This window comes from Bacillus sp. UNC438CL73TsuS30 (assembly GCF_000482325.1).
GTDB lineage: Bacteria > Bacillota > Bacilli > Bacillales > Cytobacillaceae > Neobacillus.
This window is the reverse complement of the sequence record NZ_AXVA01000010.1, coordinates 172,284-189,283: the sequence shown is the minus strand read 5'-3', so window position 1 is coordinate 189,283 and position 17,000 is coordinate 172,284. Positions and strand designations below refer to the sequence as shown.

General features: G+C 44.4%; 13 protein-coding genes. 3 read left to right on the top strand and 10 right to left on the bottom strand.

The features are described 5' to 3' along the window. Positions 1-331: 331 nt before the first annotated feature. From M028_RS29380 to M028_RS0103990, 8 genes are all read right to left on the bottom strand, one after another. Complete coding sequence (locus M028_RS29380; RefSeq protein WP_051590916.1) at positions 332-1,714, bottom strand: purine-cytosine permease family protein; 1,383 nt, start codon at positions 1,712-1,714, stop codon at positions 332-334. 324 nt (positions 1,715-2,038) lie between these two features. Then, positions 2,039-3,637, bottom strand: coding sequence for a helix-turn-helix domain-containing protein (locus tag M028_RS0104025; protein WP_026572766.1), 1,599 nt, complete (start codon positions 3,635-3,637; stop codon positions 2,039-2,041). A 34-nt stretch (positions 3,638-3,671) separates the two neighbouring features. Next, a complete protein-coding gene (hutU, locus tag M028_RS0104020) occupies positions 3,672-5,321 on the bottom strand; it encodes a urocanate hydratase (RefSeq protein WP_026572765.1) in 1,650 nt (549 codons plus the stop codon). Between the two features lie 31 nt (positions 5,322-5,352). Next, complete coding sequence (locus M028_RS0104015) at positions 5,353-6,342, bottom strand: electron transfer flavoprotein subunit alpha/FixB family protein (protein ID WP_026572764.1); 990 nt, start codon at positions 6,340-6,342, stop codon at positions 5,353-5,355. Positions 6,343-6,354: 12 nt separating this feature from the next. Further along, positions 6,355-7,125, bottom strand: coding sequence for an electron transfer flavoprotein subunit beta/FixA family protein (locus M028_RS0104010; protein ID WP_026572763.1), 771 nt, complete (start codon positions 7,123-7,125; stop codon positions 6,355-6,357). A 218-nt stretch (positions 7,126-7,343) separates the two neighbouring features. Then, positions 7,344-9,017, bottom strand: coding sequence for a urocanate hydratase (gene hutU / locus M028_RS0104000; RefSeq protein WP_026572762.1), 1,674 nt, complete (start codon positions 9,015-9,017; stop codon positions 7,344-7,346). A gap of 14 nt (positions 9,018-9,031) precedes the next feature. Then, positions 9,032-10,171, bottom strand: coding sequence for an acyl-CoA dehydrogenase family protein (locus M028_RS0103995; RefSeq protein WP_026572761.1), 1,140 nt, complete (start codon positions 10,169-10,171; stop codon positions 9,032-9,034). 163 nt (positions 10,172-10,334) lie between these two features. After that, on the bottom strand, positions 10,335-11,519 hold the full coding sequence (locus M028_RS0103990) for a CaiB/BaiF CoA transferase family protein (RefSeq protein ID WP_026572760.1): 1,185 nt from the start codon (positions 11,517-11,519) through the stop codon (positions 10,335-10,337). Between the two features lie 136 nt (positions 11,520-11,655). On the opposite strand from M028_RS0103990, the gene M028_RS32595 reads away from it, so the two are divergent. After that, positions 11,656-11,796 (top strand): hypothetical protein, encoded by a 141-nt coding sequence (locus M028_RS32595; RefSeq protein WP_155925439.1) that lies wholly within the window; start codon positions 11,656-11,658, stop codon positions 11,794-11,796. A gap of 8 nt (positions 11,797-11,804) precedes the next feature. Here M028_RS32595 and M028_RS0103980 read toward each other — a convergent pair whose 3' ends face one another. Continuing rightward, positions 11,805-11,990 (bottom strand): hypothetical protein, encoded by a 186-nt coding sequence (locus tag M028_RS0103980; RefSeq protein WP_026572759.1) that lies wholly within the window; start codon positions 11,988-11,990, stop codon positions 11,805-11,807. Positions 11,991-12,213: 223 nt separating this feature from the next. Between M028_RS0103980 and M028_RS0103975 the strand changes: the two genes are divergently transcribed. Beyond that, on the top strand, positions 12,214-13,386 hold the full coding sequence (locus M028_RS0103975) for an N-acetylmuramoyl-L-alanine amidase (protein ID WP_026572758.1): 1,173 nt from the start codon (positions 12,214-12,216) through the stop codon (positions 13,384-13,386). Between the two features lie 35 nt (positions 13,387-13,421). On the opposite strand, the gene M028_RS0103970 is transcribed toward M028_RS0103975, so the two are convergent. After that, the gene (locus tag M028_RS0103970; protein WP_026572757.1) at positions 13,422-13,631 is read right to left on the bottom strand and encodes a glycine zipper domain-containing protein; all 210 of its coding nucleotides are present in this window, start codon (positions 13,629-13,631) and stop codon (positions 13,422-13,424) included. Positions 13,632-13,781: 150 nt separating this feature from the next. Here M028_RS0103970 and M028_RS0103965 point away from each other — a divergent pair, with 150 nt between their 5' ends. Further along, positions 13,782-16,694 carry a DEAD/DEAH box helicase gene (locus M028_RS0103965; protein WP_026572756.1) on the top strand — a complete coding sequence of 971 codons (2,913 nt, stop codon included), beginning with the start codon at positions 13,782-13,784 and terminating at the stop codon, positions 16,692-16,694. Positions 16,695-17,000 lie beyond the last annotated feature (306 nt).

Here is a 17,000-nt window from a genome sequence, read left to right as displayed (position 1 = left end):
TCTATATTGGTTGGTTTATGTGCCATTTCACATTATTTATGTTCCTAATTGATGAATATATGTTCTAAACCACCTTAAATCGCTTAAAATCCAGGCATTCTGCCTGGCTCTAGTAACTTTCTTCCCTTTATTTTCATTGTATTTTGCTACATTTACCTGATATCACCAATTCAAAGATACCTTTTTCATCGGATTTCTAATTTATGTTCCATATTAATCAATTTATGTTCCATTTTACCAATTTTATGTTCCGCTCCAGCTAATATATGGACCATACTATATTCTTGATCACATAAAAAGCCAGGCACCACGCCTGGCTCTAATATCTACTTTATTTCTCAATTCCCAACCGCTCATTTTGAAGACCTTCGCTCGGTAAGTTAATTTTCTTTTTCATTGGATAGTAATAAAGAATCGTTGGTACCACTAACCCCACCATCCAGGCTAAATCAGTGCCGTCCAACGCCTTAGCAATCGGGCCAACGTACATGGTGGTGTTCACAAATGGAATCTCGAGAACAACTGCAACTAAGTAAGAACTAATCGCAATCCAATTGAATTTTCCGTACTCGCCATTTACATCAAAAATCGCCTCTACATTATATTCGCCGTGGCGGAGCATATAATAGTCTACCAGGTTAATGGCCGTCCAAGGAACCATAAAATAAGACAATAATAGGATAAGATTCTCAAAGTTTTCAAGGAAATTGCCGTGTCCCCAAACGGATAATACCGTACCAACAATCGCTGTAGAAAATACTAGCCAAAAACGTGCTATCGTGGTTCCTTTTAATTTGGTGAATGCCTCTAACGTCGTCGTAACAGACATAAACGCCCCGTAAAGGTTCAAAACATTTACTCCAATTACCCCTAAGATAATAACAAAATACATGAAGATTCCAAACTGTGGACCAACCAGCTTCACAAGCCCGGCGCTGGCATTATCAAGAAATTTCGGGATAGCTGCTGTTAAAAATACACCTAATGACATCATCCAAACCGTCCCAACAACGGTTCCTGCATAAGAATAACCAAATGTTTTTGAAGCCGGCGTATTGCTAGGAAGATATCTAGAATAATCTGCTACGTATGGTGCATATGTTAGTTGCCACGTAGCGACAATACTAATGGTTAATAAAAATGGACCTAAATCAAAATAGGTTGGGTCCCATGAACCAGCTGGTAAGGGGAGACGGAAAATTTCAAAGGTGACAAATAGAAAAACAATCGCAAATAAAATAGCAAAATAGCGTTCAAGTCGATGAATTAAATCGTAACCTAAAATTGTAATAAAACAGGTAATAACGCCTAAGAGGATAATGCCTCCATTGATAGGGAGGGAAAATGCACTGCTGAGCGCCTGAGCACCCAAAACACTGCTTCCCGCAAAGAAACCGATATACATAAGTGTTACAATGATAAGAGGCAGGACTGCGCCAATCACACCAAATTGGGCGCGACTTTGAATCATTTGTGGAACCCCGAGCTTTGGACCCTGAGCTGAATGGGAAGCCATGAAGACGGCGCCGACTAAGTTGCCTAAAACAATTGCAACAATACTCCAAAACAGATTTAAGCCGAACTCAATCGCTAAAGCTCCCGTTACAAGCGTGGTAATTTGCATATTGGAACTAAACCAAATCGAAAATAAATTCCGAACACTTCCATGTCGCTCCTCTTCAGGAATATATTCTATTGTGCGTTTTTCAATCATTAAAACCCCACCATTCCCTTAATTTTTAGATGATGACCCGCCATTCGCAACCGCTTACAATTACCTTCAATCCCTCCTTTTTCTGTATAAAGGATTTTAAAATATTACTAATTGTCTAAATATTATCAATACCAGCATGCTATAAAAAGTAGATAATTTTACTAAATGGTCGATTATTTTTCGTTTGAATTCCTTTTTACGATTGCCGTCCAAATTCAGATTCCCAGCAATAGAATTGTACGAAATTACACCAAACGCTGAAACCACAAAACTGTTTCCAATGCCCAATAAAAAGCCCCACACACAGGCGCGCGTCGGGGTTTCCTATTCCTGCGTTCCAAGCAAGGAATTCCGATATTTACTTGGGGTCTTCCCGCAAACCGATTTAAACACCCGGCTAAAATAGCGGGCATCATGGTAGCCTACAGCATTGGCCACCTGGTAAACGGTTTGATTTAAATTCGTCAGCATCTCTTTTGCTTTTTCAATGCGCAAATGGGTCATATATTCAATGAATGAAGTGCCGGTTGTTTTTTTAAAAAGATTACTAAAATAATTCGGGCTTAATTGAACATGGCTGGCGACCTGCTCCAACGATATATTTTCAACATAACGCTGATCAATAAAAGTAATGGCTCTTTGAATCGACTTCAATGCGGCCTCATTATAATCATCCAATACTCGGTCTAACAGCTGCTTCATGGCCTCTGAAAACCATTGCTTCATTTGAATCGTATTTTCAACCATTAGTAAATCCCGGGCATATTGGAGATGAATCGAGATAATATCTTTTGGCTTTGCCCCGCCATTTATAGCTGATCGGGCTAAAGTCGTCAGTAGATCAAGAATTTGCAGCTTCAAAACTTCTGGGTCAACATTTTGCTGCATAAATACATTGTCAAACACCTTTTCCAAGCTTTGCCTCATGCCGACAAAATCCCCGACCGTCAGCTTATTCGCTAACGTTTCAATCTCATTGTTCGGAAGCAGCGCTGTCTCACTCTCGAACGGCTTCAAATCGGCAATATGAAAAATTGTATCGGTTCCAGCAAAGAATTTATAGGTTTGAGCCTGCAATGCCTCTTGATAGGAAACATGTAAATTTCGGGCGTCCTCGTAATAATGGCCGATTCCAATCGTTACGGTATTCCCCGTTTTCTCATGGATATAGGTTTTTATTTTTCCGCCATAAGCAGTAGCTAATTGCTTATATTCTTCGGTACTGCTTCGTAATGGAATCGAAAGCAGTACCGCAATTTTGTCCGGTGCGGTCACGATCGGCAAGATTTCACCGCAGTCTTGATCCTGAAACTGTTGAATGGCCGTGATGATTTCGTTCCGAATCGTATGCTCCCAAAGCTTGCTTTTATTTTTCGTAAGGCGATGAAATTCATCAATATGAATGACCATCGCGGTGTTCGGGACAACCGAAAGACCCGCCCATTTGCTGCGGTCCCATATCTCCTTCGAATTCTTTACATTTCCAAACATTAAATCATAGGCAAGGTTGCTTTTTAATGAAGTATTACTGACTTTCGACTTACTTTCATTATGAAAAGTGGATGCCCTTTTCTCCATTTCCGCCCTACATTCGTGTAGCAGGTAATAAAGGCTTGTGTCGGAAATTGGCTTTTGTAAGCAATCAAAAGCACCTTTTTTAAAAAATTGACGGAGTTCTTCTTTTGAAAAATTTGATTTAAGAATAATCCAGGGGCTTGGCCGTTTCTCATCAATGATTTTCCGGTCCATCTCGTCCATATCGAGAAACAAGAGTTGGGGTTGGTTCTGCTTAATCCTGTTTTCCCAATCACTCTTGACGTCATAAACCTTAATCGTAAAGTGAAAATGGTATTTTGTATTAACAGATTCGATTAGCTGTATGGCTGTTTCGTCATTTGAAATCATGACAAGCGTCTCGTTCATTGGATCACACCCCTTCACTAAGAAGAATTGCATGCTAGAGTGGTTTGTTGATTCCATACTTTTCTATCATTTTTTTCGCTGTTGGGTAGCCGGCATCTGCATGACGAATGATATTTAAACCGGGGTCAATTTTTAACAGCCGCTTTAATTTTTCGCTGGCCTCCATGCTGCCATCTGCTACTGCTGTCATTCCGGAGTGAATCGAGTTGCCAATCCCGACACCGCCCCCGTGCTGTATGCTGACCATCGATGCACCTGCACAGGTGTTCAACAATCCATTTAAAATCGGCCAGTCCGCGACTGCATCGCTTCCATCCATCATCCATTCCGTTTCACGATTCGGCGCCGCCATCGTACTGCCTTCCGAATGATCACGGGTAATGGCTACAGGCGCAGCGAGCTCGCCTGAAGCCACCATATGATTGATGATTTCCCCGATTTGTTCACGCTCCTTATAATCCAGCCAACATGTTCTTGCCGGAAGTCCGTAAAAATAGATTTTATCTTGCACATAACGAATCCAGCGGCAAATCCGTTCATCGCTATTAAATTTTGATAAGATTACTTCATCAATTTTATAAATATCACCGGGGTCGCCCGATAAAGCAATCCAGCGGCAGGGACCACGTCCTTCACAATAGAGCGGTCTTAGGTATTCCGAAATAAATCCCGGAAAGGCAAAGGCTTCTTGATATCCCGCCTTTGACGCTTGGCCGCGGATATTATTGCCATAATCGAACACTACCGCACCACGGTCCTGAAAAGCGCTCATCGCTTTAACGTGGCTGATAATAGTTTTTGAGGCTAACTCCACATACTTTTCCGGTTTTTTATTTCGTAAAAAATCTGCCTGATCCAAAGTGACTCCACTTGGAATATAGCCGTGCAATAAATCATGGGCCGCTGTTTGATCGGTTACCACATCAGGAGTGACGCCACGCTTAATCAAATCATTGTATACGTCTGCAGCATTTCCGAGCAGCGCAATCGCCATCGGTCTTTCATGGAGAGCCGCTTCATTTGCCAGCTCCAGTGCTTCGTCCACCGTGTGAACCATAATATCACAGTAGTTGTTCAACAGGCGCCGCCCAATCTTTTTTTCATCGATTTCCACAACGATGGCTACTCCGCCATTCATCGTTACGGATAAAGGCTGTGCTGAACCCATGCCCCCTAAGCCTGAGGTGAGGACAATTTTACCTTTTAACGTTCCATTAAAATATCGCTTGGCGACTTCACTCATCGTTTCAAATGTTGCCTGCAGCACACCTTGAACGCCAATATACGCCCAAGATGCTGCGGTTGCTTGTCCATACATCGTTAAACCCTTTTCCTCCAGACGCGAGAATTCCTTCCAGGTTGCCCATTTGGGAACGACCATGGAGGAAGAAGAAATCACGCGTGGAAAAAAAGGAAAGGTGCGGAAGGAGGCTACCGGTTTTCCCGATTGAATCATCAAAGTCCAATCCGGCTCTAATTGTTTCAGCTCTTTGATAATCACTTCAAGCATTTCTTTGCTTCTCGCCGCTTTCCCCGTTCCCCCATAGACGATTAATTCTTGATTGTTCTCGGCAACACGCGGATCCAAGCTGTTCATTAATAAGCGCATTAATGCCTCTGTTTCCCAACTCTTACATGAAAGCTCCCTGCCGATTGGCGAAGAAATCGTTTTCAAAATCGCCAGTCCTCCTTCCTCTCTTAAAACATTTAGAAACCTATCCCACTGCCACTTCCGTTGTTTCAAGAATCTGCTTAAATTCTTTTATTAAGAGCGGCAGCACTTCAAATAGGTCGCCAACAATCCCGTAGTCCGCAATCGAAAAGATATTGGCTTCCGGGTCTTTGTTAATGGCAACTACCACCTTTGAATTGGACATTCCTGCCACGTGCTGGATCGCACCGGATATTCCACAAGCAATGTACAGATCAGGGGTGACTACCTTTCCGGTTTGGCCAATTTGCAGCGAATAATCGCAGTAGCTTGCATCACATGCCCCTCTTGAAGCACCAACAGCACCGCCCAGTACATCAGCCAACTCTTGAAGCAAGGTAAAGCCCTCTGCGCTTTTTACTCCTCTGCCGCCGGAAATAATCACTTTCGCTTCGGTCAAATCAACCCCGGTTACCGCTTTTCGAACGACCTCTTTGACAATGGTCCGTAGATCCTTTACCTCTACTTTAACGGATTGGACCTCCCCTTGTCTCCCTTCTTCTTTTTCCAGTGCAGCAATATTATTCGGCCGAATGGAGATAAGTGATGTTCCTTCGATAATCTGCTTTTCCTCGAAAGCTTTTCCGGCATAGACCGGGCGGGTACAAATGATTTCACCCTCGTTCGCGGTAATTTCAACCACATCCGAGATTAACCCGGCATCCAATTTTGCAGCAATTTTTGGTGATAAATCCTTGCCAAAGGAGGTGTGGCCAAAAACAATTGCCTCTGGCTGTTCCGTGTTGATGATTTGCATTACTGCTTGTCCAAATCCGTCTGAAGTATAACTATCGAGTTTTTCATGTTCAGCTAAAATGACACGGTCTGCCCCGAATTCCACAAGTTCCTTCGCTATCTCTTGGAACCCATTCCCGATTAACAGTCCAATGATTTCCCCGCCGTCTGCCAAAGCAGAAGCAGCCGCAATGGCTTCAAATGAAACCTTTCTGATTGTCCCATTTCGAACTTCTCCGACTACAAGTACTTTTTTCATTGTCCGTCCTCCTTATCCGATTACTTTCTTTTCATTATAAAGAAGGGAAACGAGCTCTTTTGCTTGATCAGCAAGCTCGCCTTGCAGCACATATCCTTCTTCTTTTTCCGGTGGTAAAAAGGTTCTTACTTTTTTTGTTTTTGGACTGATTTCGTCCTCGTCTACGTCGAGATCATCTAGTTCAAGGGTAGTGAGCGGCTTTTTCTTCGCCTTCATAATCCCTGGAAGCGATGGGTAACGTGGTTCATTTAGGCCTTGCTGCGCAGTGATCAACAGTGGCAATGTGGTTTCGATGACCTCGGTATCCCCTTCGCTATCGCGATGAACGGTCACAATGGTTCCGTCTATTTGTAGTTTGGTTACGGTTGTTACATATGGAATGTTTAATAACTCAGCGACACGCGGGCCGACTTGTCCGGTGCTGTTATCGATGGTAGCGTTGCCTGCTAAAATAAGATCAGCGTTTTGGTCTTTTAAGTAAGCTGCGAGAATTTTGGCGCTAACTTGCGGATCCAGCTCCTCTTCGTATTCAATTAAAATAGCTTTATCGCATCCCATCGCAAGTGCTGTCCGTAATTCACTTTCCGTTTCTTCGTCTCCCACTGTTACAACAGTAACCTCGCCGCCATGTTTTTCTTTGAGTTGTAGCGCTTCTTCGATGGCATATTCGTCATATGGGTTAATAATGAATTTTGCATCGTTTTGATCAATTTCTCCTTGATGAACAGTGATTTTTTCCTCGGTATCAAATGTGCGTTTTAGGAGCACAAATAGGTTTAACATGGTATGGCACCTCCATTTTTTCGTAAAATTAGTTGTTATTTGTTTTGATAAAATTGTTGTGGATTTACGGGTTTTATCCGCGAATTTAGTCCATTTATCCGCGATTCTTTGACTTTTATCCGCGTATCTAACCGATTTATCCGCGATTCTCTCACGTTTATCCGCGAATCAATGAAAACAGTCTATTAGAAAAGGGGGGTTCACAATGCTTCCCCCACCTAGTTGTTTTCCTCCAGCATTGGAATCCTTACGCCTCTTTCCTTCGCCACCTTGATTGCTCTATCATAGCCAGCATCCGCATGGCGAATGACGCCCATGCCCGGGTCGGAAACCAATACCCGTTCAATCCGCTCAGCCGCTTCCTTCGAACCATCAGCCACAAGCACCTGACCGGCATGCTGGGAATACCCCATTCCCACGCCGCCCCCTTGGTGAATGCTCACCCAGCTTGCACCGCCGCATGTATTGATTAAGGCATTTAAAATCGGCCAATCGGCAATGGCGTCACTGCCATCCCGCATCGCTTCCGTCTCGCGATTTGGAGAAGCCACCGAACCGCTATCCAGATGGTCTCGGCCAAAGACAATCGGTGCGGTGATCTCCCCGCTCGCAACCATTTCATTAATTTTTAAAGCAAACCTATGCCGGTCTCCGTATCCCAACCAGCAAATCCGGGCAGGAAGGCCTTGCCATTTCACCATTTTCTGCGCCATTTCAATCCAATTCACTAGCGATTTGTCCTCAGCAAACATTTCAAGAGCTACCTGATCGGTTTTATAAATATCTTCCGGGTTTCCGGATAAAGCCGCCCATCTGAACGGGCCTTTTCCTTCACAAAATAGCGGGCGAAGATAAGCCGGTACAAATCCTGGAAAATCAAATGCATTTTCTACGCCCATTTTTTTCGCATATGTCCGAATGTTATTGCCGTAATCAAACGTTTCCGCTCCAGCCTGTTGCAAATCAAGCATCGCTTGGACATGTACGGCCATGGATTCCATTGCTTTTTGTTCATAGGTTTTCGGGTCGGTTTTTCTAAGCGCTAATGCCTCTTCGTACGTCATTCCATGTGGTACATACCCATTGATTGGATCATGTGCACTCGTTTGATCGGTAACGATGTCTGGGATCACCCCGCGTTTTACAAGTTCTGGATAGATATCTGCGCAATTGCCGACAAGACCAATGGAGGCAGGCTCTCCTTTTTCCGTAAGCTCTTTTACCATCAGAAGCGCTTCATCAAGCGTTTCGCAAAGATAATCACAATAACCCTCTTTGATTTTCCGTTCAATCCGCTGCCTTTCTACTTCAACCACCAGGATGACAGCCTTGGCCATTTTTCCAGCAAGCGGCTGGGCACCGCTCATCCCGCCCATGCCTCCTGTTAAAATAAATCGGCCGGTTAAATCTGTGGTTCCGAATGCTTTTTTTCCAGCTTCCACAAAACTTAAGTACGTTCCTTGTAAAATTCCCTGGGCACCGATATAGATCCAGCTTCCGGCCGTCATTTGCCCATACATCATCAAACCCTTTTCTTCTAATTCATAGAAGTGGTCCCAGTTCGCCCATGCTGGTACTAGATTAGAATTGGCGATTAATACCCGTGGGGCCATTTCATGTGTTCGAAATATACCAACCGGCTTCCCGGATTGAATTAACAGGGTTTCATTGTTTTCAAGGTTCTTGAGGGATTCGACAATTTTCTCAAAACACTCCCAATTTCGAGCAGCTTTGCCAATCCCGCCGTAAACTACAAGCTCGTCCGGATTTTCCGCCACCTCCGGATCCAAATTATTCATCAGCATTCGTAATGCTGCTTCTTGCACCCAGCCTTTGCAGGAAAGCTCTGTTCCAGTTGGGGCTTTAATGACACGTTTAGCTGAGGTAACCATGCTACTTCCTCCCATTATTTTAATAGGTGACTTGCGATAACCATTTTTTGTACTTGTGAAGTCCCTTCAAAAATCTCCAAAATCCGTTGATCACGATACATCCGTTCCACTGGATATTCCTTCATGTAGCCGAATCCTCCGTGGATCTGTACCGCTTTGTGAACAACACGCTGAGAAGCTTCAGAAGCCATTAGCTTTGCAATCGATGCTTCTTTCGAAATTCGGTAGCCCTCTTTATCTTTTAAACTAGCAGCATAATACGTATACAAACGGGCGACTTCCACGTCTGCTGCCATCTCCGCCAGCATCCACTGCAATCCTTGGTATTGTGCGATCGGCTTATTGAAGGCGATTCTTTCCTTTGAATAGGATACCGCTGCATCAAGCGCCGCTTGGGATAACCCCACTGCCATTGCGGCAACTCCAATTCGACCGCGGTCGACCACACTCATCGCTATTTTAAAGCCTTCGCCTTCTTTTCCTACCAAGTTCTCTTTTGGAATTCGGCAATTTTCAAAAATCACTTCGTGGGTGCGGGCACCGCGAATTCCCATTTTGTCATCGCCTGCTCCGTAAGAAAGCCCTGGAGTACCTTTTTCGACAATAAATGCGCTAATTCCTTTTGTTCCAGCAGCCGTATCGGTTTTGGCATAAACGACGATGATATCAGCTTCGGCACCATTGGTGATGAAATGTTTTGTTCCATTAAGGACATATTCGTCGCTATCCAAACGGGCATTGGTTTTCATTGAGCCTACATCCGTGCCCCCGTTTGGTTCGGTTAAACCAAAGGCAAATAATTTTTCACCTGTGCACCCCGGCACTAAGAAATTTTCCCTCTGCTCTTGATTCGCCGCCAGGAATAGTCCGTCAATTCCTAGGTAATGCGCAGTTAAAATCGATCCCGTTGCAGCGCAGGCATAGGTGATTTCTTCAACTGCAATCGCTTCTGCAATCGAATCTGCTCCAACACCGCCATCTTTCTCCGGATAAGCAATTCCCAATAATCCTAATTCAGCCAACTTGCTGATATGTTCCGTTGGAAAACGGTTTTGTTCATCTAATTCTGCTGCTTTTGGTAAAATAACTTCGCGGCTAAAGTCTCTTACCATAGCTCTTATACTTTTTTGTTCATCTGTTAGTTCGAAATTCATATGTTTTGACTCCTTTTTTATGTTGTTTTTTTTATTCGCGGATAAGGTGCTTAGATTCGCTGATAAAACACAGTAATTCGCTGATAAAGGGCTTAGATTCGCTGATAAAACGCAATAATCCGCTGATAAGGTGTAATTTTTTACACTTTATATTTCTATATATCTATACTTCCTGCTCCTCTAAGTCTTGTAATCTTCTCCAATCCCACTTTAATACGTCTTTTAACACTTGGCCGGTATGTTCACCAAGGATTGGGGATGCTGTTTTTATCACCGCAGGGGTTTGGGAAAGTTTAACTGGGTTTCCTGGTATCTTCATTTGCCCTGCCACAGGATGGTCGACTTGAATGAGCATTTCCCTCGCTTTTGTATGTTCATCTTGACATACATCCCCAATAGTTAGGATTGGGGAGCATGGAACCCCGCCTTCAGAAATCATCTCGACCGCTTCAGCGACAGTATATCCGCTCAACCAGGTTTCAATGATCGCCTTCAATTCGGTTTCGTTTTCGGTACGCAACGAATCAAGGTAAAATCTTTTATCTTTAGCCAGCTCGGGCTGTTTCATAACCGCAGTTAATTTTTCAAATAAAGATTCATTGGCAACTGCAATCACCACATGGCCGTCTTGTGCTTGATAAATATCAAACGGCGAACTAATTGGGTGCCGGCTGCCAATGCGTTCCGGCACGATTCTATCTACCGTGTAGCGCATCACATTATTTTCTAAGAGTGCAAAGATGCTATCCGTCATGGCGACGTCGATCAATTGTCCCTCACCCGTGCGTTCTCTGTGGAACAGCGCAACCATGATTCCATATACTGCGTAAAGAGCGGCACTCATGTCACCTAGTGATGCGCCAGAGCGTGTCGGCGGATCATTCGGATGACCGGTTATGCTTGTCATCCCTCCCATCGCTTGGGCAACCAAGTCATAGGCTGGCCGCTGGCTATACGGTCCATATTGGCCGAATCCTGAAATCGAGGTATAAATGATGGACGGATTCAATTCTTTTAGGCTTTCATAATCCAGTCCTAGTTTTTTCATTACGCCTGGGCGGAAATTTTCTACTATTACGTCGGATTCTTTCACTAATTCCTTTATGGCCGTAATGGCATGTGGATTTTTTAAATCTAGTGCCATACTTTTTTTACCACGATTTAAATAAACAAAGTAACCGCTTTCACCGTTCTGAAACGGACCGAAGTGCCTCGTATCATCCCCTGCACCGGGTCTTTCAATCTTAATTACTTCCGCACCCATGTCTGCCAAAAGCATCGTACAATACGGTCCGGCCAACACTCTCGTAAAATCTAATACTCGAACATTCTCAAGTGATCGCTGCATCGCCTTTCCTCCTTTTGATTTCGTAATTCCATTATCTCCTCCCAGATCAAAGGATTATAGTCTGAATTATTACTCTTTTGTAGACTATTTTAAGGTCCACCGAAAAATAATCCACCAAGTACGGTGACATCATACGGTGACAGGCACCGCCCGTGGACTTTTTGCTGATTTTGTCCATTCCACGCGGACAAAGGGAGAAATGATGGTGATTTTGCGCCATTTAGCCCTTAAACAGCTAAAGAGCCAGGCATCCATGCCTGGCTCTGGTAACTTTTAAACTATAGGTCATATCTGATTGTTTTTTATTTGCTCATGATTATACTTTTCTAATTGTGTCCGCAAGACGGTTATGTAATTCATCATCGCCATTCTGACAATCGAAGGATAGTAGCGATTATAAAGCTCGTATTCACATTCCTCAATATCCATCTTTTTTAAGGCAATCATTTTATTTAATTCCTCTGTATACATCGATCATTCCCCTTTTCACTGGCACTCTCCCAATTTACTCTTGTATAGAATCAGGTTAGACAAAGAATTCAAGGATTATACTAGAATTTCGGCTCTATTTTTTTCTTAAACTCGTTTTTTAAAAAACTACACTTGTAATCTGAAAATTAAAATTCCAGATTATATTTTGCTAGAAACCTGTCCATACTAGTTTTAGAGTTTGAAAAAGAAGGAGGTTACGAAAATGATCACAACCAAACTCAAGAACTTCGGCCTGGTGAAACTGCTGATCGGCCTTAGTGTCATCGCGATACCCTTTGTCGAAATGGATCAAGATGCATACGCAAATCCCTCCCCAGCGAAAGTCACCGTAACAGCAACCAATCTGAACGTCCGGGAATCCCCTGGCATTTCGGGCAAGGTGCTGGGTCTTGTACATAAAGGGGACACATTTGAGGTCATTCGGAAAAAGAACAACTGGGACCAAATTAAGCTGAAAAACAATCAAATGGGCTGGATCAGCCACGCTTACACGGCCCCGCCAAAAAACGAAGGAGCGACCGTAAATGCTGATTTCCTAAATGTTCGCACGGGACCCGGCGTATCAAACCCCGTCATCGGTAAATTAGATTGGGGCGCCAAAATCACCGTGCAAGCGGAACAAGCAGGCTGGGCCAAAATCGTATCTTCCTCCGGCATCAAGGGGTGGGTAAACGAATCTTACCTAACAAAAAATGCACCGGTCAAGCTTCACACACAAGCGGTTTCTAAGCCTCCAACATCAAAGAACACTTCGGACCATAACAAAAAGAATCCTACACCCGTGACAAAATCATCCCAGACCGCTGCAACAAAAACAACTACCCAAGGACCGCTTAACGGAAAAACCATTGTACTGGATCCCGGACATGGCGGAGTCGATATCGGGACCACAAGCATTGACGGTACACATGAAAAAAAATTAACCCTAGAAACAGCCAAAGCAGTGGAGCAAAAGCTTAAAAATGCCGGTGCCCATGTCATTATGACCCGGACAAATGATACCTATATTTCTTTACCAGAACGATCTAATATCTCTAACCAAAACGGCGCTGATGCTTTTATCAGCTTCCATTACAATTGGATCAAAGACCCGACCGTTCATGGTGTGACTGATTTTTACTTCCAAAAATCAAGAGATAACGAATTAGCCTCCCACATTCTAGAGGAAGTTGCCAAAGCAACAAAATTAGAGAATGTCGGTACAAGATTCAATAACTTAAGTGTGCTGCGAAATAACTCACAACCTAGTACCCTTATAGAGCTTGGTTTCCTATCAAATAAACAAGATGATTCAGTTGTCGAAGGTTCTGCTTTCAATGAAAACGTCGCTCAGGGGATTTACTTAGGATTGCTAAATTATTTTTCGAAAAAGTAAAATGGGACCTCATTACGAAGTCCCATTTTATTATGCTAATCTTCTCGTCCTGCACCTTCATCGACAGCGTTATCAGCAGCATCTCCCGCTTTGTTACCTAATGCTCCACCGACAACTGCTCCAGCGACTGTACCAATTGGTCCAAGAACAGAACCTACAGCAGCACCTGCGACTGCCCCGGCACCTGTTCCAACCGCTTCACCAGCGTCAACATCAGCACGATTGCGTTCTCTGTTTTCAGCCATTCTATTCACTCCCACATTTTTAATCGGGAAACATCTTCCCGGACCTATTTTTCCCTTTAGGGACAAATTTACTCACCGAAGCAAAACCCCAACTTTTGGGTTATAATAAAGGAATATGGATTTTTGTACGGTAAAGGAGCACGGGGATCGATGCTTAAAACTAGGTTTATTAAATTGCTGACAATGAAATTAGAAGATGGGCGCTATTTTCTCGCAGCGCAAGAGGAGCGCGGGCACTTTTTACATCCGGATGACTGGAAGAATCTCGTGTTCAGCCAACATGAGGAAAGCTTTTTTGGCACGTTGTTAGAAACGGAGAATGTACGGGGAATGGAGGGTGTTCCGCTGAGCGGCTGGCAGCTGGTATCGCTTTTTGCGAAGGAGTCGTTCAATCGTTTTATTGAGTGGGACTGGAGTGAAGAGGCGGAAATTTGCCTCGCTGCAGCTTTCGCACTTCACGAAGGTATCCTTGAAAAAGATTGGCTTCCGGACTTTTCGGTGTGGGAGCATGGAGATTTCCGCTGGCAACTCCCGGAACGGGTAAAGGAAGAGTTTGACCCCTCTTTTTGGGAGCAGGAAATGGAAAATCCCTCGGAAACCGCACTCCAATTTATCGGTGAACTCTACAACAACGCACTCGATGGTTATTTAACAAGGAACTCAGCAATGAAGGAATTGTTCGGACCAAAGCTAGACCTCTTGAAAAAACAAAATATTTCCGGCGGGGAACTTGCCCGGTATTTTGATGAGGAAAGCTGGCTCGAGTGGGTTGGAATTAAGGAAAGCGATACGCCATTTACCATTGGCTTGCGGCTAGAAGAACCGGAGGACGGTGAAGGCGCCTGGAATTTAGATGTGTTTTTGCGCGGAAAGAAAAATGTCGATGAGATGGTTGGACTCGAGTCGAAAATTCCCGGGAAATGGAAGCCTTATATCGACAAAGTCGACCGGGAAATTGCCCGCTGGGTGCGATTAATTCCGTGGCTTGAAAATGATGTCGACCCTTCCCATTTAAAATCGCATCTCACCGAGGAAGAAGCCTGGATGTTCTTAACCGAAGCAAGTGAAACCCTTGTGGCACTTGATGTCGAGATCCTCCTCCCTTCTTGGTGGCAGGCAATGAAAAATGCCAACCTAAAAGTGAAGGCGTCGCTAAAAGGAACATCCAGTCACCGCCCGTCGTTCGTTGGCTTACAGGCAATGCTCGATTTCAACTGGCGTTTTTCGATGAACGGAGTCGACCTGTCTGAGGATGAATTCAGCCAGCTTTTCGAAGAAAAGCGCCGACTTGTCTATATCCGCGGCCGCTGGGTGAAGCTCGATCCGCAGTTTATTCGCCAAATTCAAGATTTAATGAAGCGGGCTGAAAAAGAAGGGTTGCAGGTCCGTGATTTGCTTGAGCAGGAGCTGGTGAATTCAGAAGAAACCGAGGATGAACTGGAAAATCCAAAGGCATTTGCAAAAATTCAAATCGAATTGAACCGTCAGTGGAAACAAATGATCAAGCAGCTTTCAGAAGTAAAAGAAATCCCAATGGAACCGGTGCCGGAGGGCTTGAACGGAGAGCTCCGCCCTTACCAGCAGCTAGGTATGAGCTGGCTGTGGTTTTTAAGGCAGCACGGGTTTGGCGCGGTCCTTGCCGATGATATGGGGCTTGGAAAAACGGTGCAGTTGATTTCTTATTTGTTGAAGGTGAAGGAGCTTGCTGGGGATGAACCGGCTATGGTTGAATCCGAGTCTCGCAGCCGGAAACGGAAAAAAGATGCGGAAGAAGCCGCTCCAACGGTGAAGACTCCGACGAAATCGTCGTTGATTATTTGCCCAACCTCGGTTCTCGGTAACTGGCAAAAAGAGCTCGAACGTTTTGGACCGGAAATGGATGTCTATTTGCATTATGGTTCAAACCGCTTGAAGGAAGAAGCTTTTTTGGAAAAGGTAAAAAATGTCGATGTGGTGCTAACTTCTTATGGCTTGAGCCATCTCGATTCCGATGAGTTTGAATCGGCGATTTGGAGCACGATTGCGATTGACGAGGCGCAAAACATTAAGAACGCGCAGACGAAACAATCGAAAGCGGTACGCAGGCTGCGAGGCCGTCACCATGTTGCTTTAACCGGAACGCCTATGGAAAATCGCTTGTCGGAGCTATGGTCGATTTTTGATTTCACGAATCATGGGTATTTGGGAAGCTTGGGGCAGTTCCAGAAGAAGTTCGTGATTCCAATTGAGAAGGATGAGAAGAAGGAAAAGGTGCATCAGCTGCAGGCGTTGATTCGGCCCTTCTTGTTGCGGCGGACGAAGAAGGATGAAGAGGTTGCGCTGAATTTGCCGGATAAGCAGGAGCAGAAGGAGTACTGTCCACTGACAACGGAGCAGGCATCGCTGTATGAACAGCTCGTGCGCGATACGTTTGAGCAGATTGAAAAATTGACCGGGTTTGAGCGTAAGGGCTTGATTTTGCAGATGTTGAGCCGTTTGAAACAGTTGTGCAATCATCCGGCGCTGTATTTGAAAGAGCAGTCTGCCGGACGTGTGCTGCTGGAGCGTTCGAATAAATTAGAGAAGCTGGTTGATTTAGTCGATGCGGTGCTGGACTCTGGCGAAAGTTGCTTAATTTTTACGCAGTATATCGAGATGGGCGAGATGATTCGTTCGGCACTGAAGAAACGGTTTGGGATCGAGACGCCGTTTTTGAACGGAAGTGTGGCGAAGACGCAGCGTGATACGATGATCGAACGGTTCCAAAATGGCGAGTTTCCGGTGTTCTTGCTGTCGTTGAAGGCAGGAGGAACAGGGCTGAATTTGACGGCGGCGAATCATGTGATTCACTATGATCGTTGGTGGAATCCGGCCGTTGAGAATCAGGCCACGGACCGAGCGTATCGAATTGGGCAGTCGCGGTTTGTCCACGTTCATAAGCTGATTTGTACCGGAACCCTTGAAGAGAAAATCGACGCCATGCTCGAGAAAAAGCAATTCTTAAATGACCAAATCATCCAAAGCGAAAACTGGATCACCGAACTCTCGACAGATGAGCTGAAGGATTTAGTCTATTTGGGGTAACAATGTGAAAAGTCCACCTCATACGGTGATCCACTAAAGTGACAGGCACCGTTCGTGGACTTTTTGCTGTTTTTGTGCGTGTGGGGTGGACATTGATGGTCTATTATTGAAGAAGCCGCAGTTTTAGCAAAAAGATAAACAGTTACTACCAAAAACCAGTTGCCGACAGATTTTTTCCACCATGATTTTCGATTATATCGACACTTTTTGACCAGCTATCAACACAAATCGTTACTATATTAACACTTTTCCATCGGATATCGACACTTTTTGACCGTATATCAACACTTTTCAAAAGGATATCGA